This window comes from Mesorhizobium sp. M7D.F.Ca.US.004.01.2.1 (assembly GCF_003997785.1).
Lineage (GTDB): Bacteria > Pseudomonadota > Alphaproteobacteria > Rhizobiales > Rhizobiaceae > Mesorhizobium > Mesorhizobium loti.
This window is the reverse complement of sequence record NZ_RZRQ01000390.1, coordinates 1-5,018: the sequence shown is the minus strand read 5'-3', so window position 1 is coordinate 5,018 and position 5,018 is coordinate 1. Positions and strand designations below refer to the sequence as shown.

Annotated in this window: 3 protein-coding genes and 1 tRNA gene; 2 read left to right on the top strand and 2 right to left on the bottom strand. The window is 62.7% G+C overall.

The genetic code is table 11. The annotated features are described in order from the left end of the window. On the top strand, positions 1-264 hold a 264-nt coding region (locus EN993_RS31185), incomplete at its 5' end, for an aldehyde dehydrogenase family protein (RefSeq protein WP_127265690.1). A 7-nt stretch (positions 265-271) separates the two neighbouring features. Here EN993_RS31185 and EN993_RS31180 read toward each other — a convergent pair. Then, complete coding sequence (locus EN993_RS31180; protein ID WP_127265689.1) at positions 272-2,512, bottom strand: mannose-1-phosphate guanylyltransferase/mannose-6-phosphate isomerase; 2,241 nt, start codon at positions 2,510-2,512, stop codon at positions 272-274. A gap of 12 nt (positions 2,513-2,524) precedes the next feature. Beyond that, positions 2,525-4,045 carry a phosphomannomutase/phosphoglucomutase gene (locus EN993_RS31175; protein WP_127265688.1) on the bottom strand — a complete coding sequence of 507 codons (1,521 nt, stop codon included), beginning with the start codon at positions 4,043-4,045 and terminating at the stop codon, positions 2,525-2,527. Positions 4,046-4,246: 201 nt separating this feature from the next. Between EN993_RS31175 and EN993_RS31170 the strand changes: the two genes are divergently transcribed. Further along, positions 4,247-4,323 (top strand) — tRNA-Pro (locus EN993_RS31170). Positions 4,324-5,018: the final 695 nt, after the last annotated feature.

The window sequence follows — 5,018 nt, the reverse complement described above, 5'->3', positions numbered from 1 at the left end:
GTGATCGACCGCGCCAACGACACCGAATTCGGTCTCGCCGCCGGCGTCTTCACGCGCGACCTGCCGCGCGCCCACCGCGTCATCGCCGAGCTGCAGGCCGGTACCTGCTGGATCAACGCCTACAATCTGACGCCGGTGGAGATCCCGTTCGGCGGCTTCAAGCAGTCAGGCATCGGTCGTGAGAATTCTCTGGCGGCGCTGGCGCTCTATTCACAGCTGAAGTCGATCTATGTCGAGACGGGCGACGTGGCGAGCCCTTACTGAGCCGATCCTACGCGGCTTTGTCTGATGTGCTGTCCAGATATTGCGTCAGCGCACAGACCAGATGATAAAAGATGCTGGCCGGCACATCCGTCGCCAGCGAGCGGCCGCGCTCGTCGATGCGGTCGATCCACAGGCCGAGCGGCGCCGGGTCGATGTGCCAGCGGAACAGCCTGCCGACGCGTGCCTCGATCTCCGGCTTGAGGTCAGGGCCACCCGAACCGTCCAGCGCGATCGCCGCCTTCACCGCTTCGGCCTGCGGCCAGCTGCGTGATATCAGGTCGAGCGGCAGGCCCTGCCGCGAGACGGCGCCATAAGCAAGGCCGGTGGCGCGGTTGAGGCCATTGGCGATGGCCGAGGCATAGAGTTTCCTGGCAAAGCCGCTCAACTCGGCCTGGCCGCTGCGCCCGGCGAAATCGACCAGCAATGAGGCCCATTCGAAATGGTGGCCGGGCTCGGTCCATGAGCCTTTCTCGCCGGCGGAGGGTTTCCATTCGGCATCGAAATACTCGCCAAGCGTCCAGCTTTCCGGATCGAAGAAATGACTGCGGAAGAGGTCGATGATGCGCGCCGCGCGGCGCAGATGGGCGCGCTCGCCTGTGGCCTGATGCCAGGCCATGAAAGCTTCGAGCAGGTGCATGTGCGGGTTGGAGCGGCGCTCGCCTTTGCCGTCCGATGTTTCGAGGAAGCCGGTCATGCGGCTGTCTTCGAGATGCGCATCAAGAAAGGCGAGGGTTTCCTCGCCGAGCCGCAAGGCGTCGGGATTGCCCGACATATGCGCATGCGCCAGTGCCAGGAGTACGCAGGAATGATCGTAGGCATCCTCGGTGGCGTCGGCGACGGAACCGTCGACATTCAGCGTGCGAACCCAGCCACCCCTGTCGGTGCGGCCCTTCCCGGCCATGAAGGCGATGCCGTGGCTGATCAACCGGTCGGCCGGACCGTCCCAGCCGCGCGCCCGGGCGACGGCGAAGGCATAGACCTGCCTTGCCATGGTGCGCATGCGCTTGGGCTTCATCAGCGGTGAGGCGTCCAGGCCGAGCGCCTCATGAAAACCACCATGGCGTTCGTCGACGCCTGATGTCGACCACAGCGGCAAGGTCTCCTGAAACAGCCAGTGGTGCACGCGCCGGCGCCAGGCGCCGCTTTCGATGACGCGGTCTTGCGCCGGCGTGAACCTGGTTTCCAGCCGGCCCGATTTTTCGAGTTGCTCGACGATCTTCTTGACGTGCTGGCTGTGGCTGACCGGGGCGACGAAGGTGGCGTCCGATGTCGAGACGATGGCGACGTCCTTCATGCCGATCGCCGACAGCAGGCGGCCGTCACTGCGGATGTAGGAATTTTCGCAATCGATGGCGACGACATCGCCAATGATGACATTGCCCTGGTTGTCGGCGGGGCCGACATCGAGCAGTGACTGCCACGAGCCGAGATCGTTCCAGCGGAAGCCTGCCGGCACCATGGCGATGTCTCTTGCCCGCTCCATGATGGCGTAGTCGATCGAGTTCGACGGGATGGCGGCGTAGAGTTCAAGCGGCATGTAGAGGCCGGACAGGTCCGATGTCGCTGCCTTGTAGGCTGCTTCGGTGGCCTGCCAGATATCAGGCTGGAACGCCATAAAGGCGTCACGCATGGCGCCGGCGCGAAACAGGAAGATGCCGGTGTTCCAGTAGAAAGTTCCGGCCTTGAGATAAGTTTGCGCGGTCGCAATATCCGGCTTTTCGACGAAGCGCGACACGTCGAAGGGGCCGCCGCTTTCGGTCGCGACCTCGATATAGCCGTAGCCGGTCTCGGGCTGTGTCGGCTTGATGCCGAACACCACCAGCCTGCCCTCGCGTGCTGCCTCGGTGCCGGCTTCTACGCTCTGCCAGAATTGGCGCGGGGTCGATATCTCATGGTCCGACGGCACCACCAGCACCAGGCTGTCGCCGAACTCGGACAGTGTGCGCAGCGTCGCCAGCGCCACGGCGGCGGCTGTGTTGCGCCCCGTCGGCTCGAACAGCGGACCGCCGCCCGCGAGGTCAAGACCAGCAAGATCGGCGTGGACACGATCGGCATGGCGCTCCGCGGCGATCAGGAAGATCGGCGTTTCGCCTTCCGGTCGGGCCGTCAGCCGGCGCAAGGTCTTGGCCAGCATCGAGCCGTTGCCTGACAGATCGTGGAACTGCTTGGGATTGTCCTCGCGCGACAGCGGCCACAACCGCGAGCCGACGCCACCGCTCATGACAAAACTGACAATCCGCTCGGTCATTCGATTACCATTTCAAAACGTCTGATTGTAGGCACCGACTTCGGGGCTGCGGCGCAGCACGGCGTCGACGGCGTCGAACATCTGCCGGCGACGCTGCGACGATACCGGGCTTTCGACGACCACCACGAGCTCCGGCTTGTTTGACGAGGCGCGAACCAGCCCCCAGGTGCCGTCCTCGGCGACGACACGCACGCCGTTGACGGTGATGAGATCTGCGATCTTCTGGCCGGCGAAAACCATTCCGTCCCGCTTCATGGCCTGAAAGTCGGCAACCACCCGCTCGACCACGCCATACTTCACATCGTCCGCGCAGTGCGGCGACATGGTTGGCGTGCCGAAGGTCAGCGGCAGCGCGCGGTAGAGATCGGCCATCGAACTGCCGGGGCTGCGATCCAGCATCTGGCAGATGGCGATGGCGGTGACCAGACCGTCGTCGTAACCGCGGCCGATCGGCGGGTTGAAGAAGAAATGGCCCGACTTTTCGAAACCGGCGACCGCGCCAAGCTCGGCGACGCGGCGCTTGATGTAGGAGTGGCCGGTCTTCCAGTAATCGGTGACGGCGCCGTTGGCACGCAGCACGCTATCTGTGTTGAACAGGCCGGTCGACTTGACGTCGACGACGAAGGTCGAGCCCGGATGCTGGCTCGAAATATCCCGCGCCAGCATCACACCGACCTTATCGGCAAAAATCTCGTTGCCTTCATTGTCGACAACACCGCAGCGATCACCATCGCCGTCGAAGCCAAGGCCGACATCGGCACCGGTCTCCAGCACCTTGTCCCTGATGGCATGCAGCATCCGCATGTCCTCAGGATTGGGATTGTAGCGCGGGAAGGTATGATCGAGTTCGACATCGAGCGGGATGACCTCGCAGCCGATGCGCTGCAGCGCTTGCGGGGCAAAGGCGCCGGCGGTGCCGTTGCCGCAAGCGGCGACCACTTTCAGCTTTCGCGTGATGCGCTTGTCGCGGGTCAGATCGTCGAGATAGGTCGCGCGAAAATCATGGACGAAATCATAGGAGCCGCCGCCGACAAGGTCGAAATCGCCGCCCAGCACGATCGCCTTCAGCGCGCTCATCTCTTCGGGACCAAAAGTCAGCGGCCGCGCCGCGCCCATCTTGACGCCTGTCCAGCCATTCTCGTTGTGCGAAGCGGTGACCATGGCGACCGAGGGCGTATCCAAGGCAAACTGAGCGAAATAGGCCATCGGCGACAACGCCAGGCCGATATCCCTCACGCGAGCGCCCGCCGCCATCAGTCCGGACACCAGCGCCAGCTTGATCGACAGCGAATAGGCGCGAAAATCATGTCCGGTGACGATATCCGGACCGGCGCCGAGACGGCGAATCAGCGTGCCAAGCCCCATGCCGAGCGCCTGGACGCCGATCAGGTTGAGCTCCGGCAGTTGCGCGGAGCCGGGACGGCCGAACCACCAGCGCGCGTCATATTCGCGAAAGCCGGACGCCTTGATCAGCGCTTCGGTTTCGAATTCGAAACTGTTGGGCCGGGCGTCGCCAACGATTTTTGGGGGCAAGACAGCAGAACTCCAGGCGGCAGAAAATACGATCTATCGAGAGCTGAGGCTTAGCACACAAGGCTTTAAGCCACGTTTATCCCGGACCGAAATCCGGGCCTTGCGGAAATGCCCTGAGAAAGCGGACGAAATGCGACAGAAGCGCTGCCATTGCCGCTTGCAGGAACGAGATGTGGCGGCTATAAGCCCGCGGTCTGGTCACGGAGTGTAGCGCAGCCTGGTAGCGCACCTCGTTCGGGACGAGGGGGTCGCAGGTTCAAATCCTGCCACTCCGACCAGAAAAAACAAAGTGTTAGCGCATCCCGACTTTGGCGCTCAACCTGATATCCCGCCTGAAAACAAGCGAGATGGCTTGCTCCTTGGGGAGACAGGCTGGGAGTCTTGTCTTTCGTTGTCAGCACGTCGCGCCAGTGAGCTTCTCGAAGTCGCCGACGACTACAGGTTTGCCGGTCATTGCGAGTGAATTTTCATGAGCCGCGCGGCATTCAACAATGCCGCGCCGTCTGTCTCGATCCTGTCGACAAGTTCGCAAGCCTGATCCGCGGTGATGCCTGTTTCATTGGACAGGAACCAGATGCGAAAGCTCTTTTCCTCGGATGGCACAGAGGCAATGCCATCCCTGCCATCGTGTCGATCTTCGGCCGGCCGCTTGCGGCGCTTTCGCAGTGTCCGCTTCGGCTGATCACATTCAGATAGAGGGTCGATGGACATCGCTCACGTCGCGCTTAACGAAGGCCGAAAAAGCTCAATATCGCTAGGACGATGACCACCGCTCCGACGAGCCAAATGATGTTGTTCATAATCTCTCTCCTGTTGCCTCGGGGATGCCCGCGCCTCTGGCGGAGAACGCGGGCCGACCAGCCTTTGCCGACTGATCTGCAGCAGACGACAAACCGTGCCGGCTGTGAGAAATAGAACCATTAGGCTCGCCTAATGTTCCATCGTTTGGCCAGGTCGAGCGAAGGTCCGGTGA

Bases quoted from the DNA above. Each gene is read 5' to 3' on its own strand.
- EN993_RS31180 (WP_127265689.1), bottom strand. From the start codon at position 2,512: ATGACCGAGCGGATTGTCAGTTTTGTCATGAGCGGTGGCGTCGGCTCG.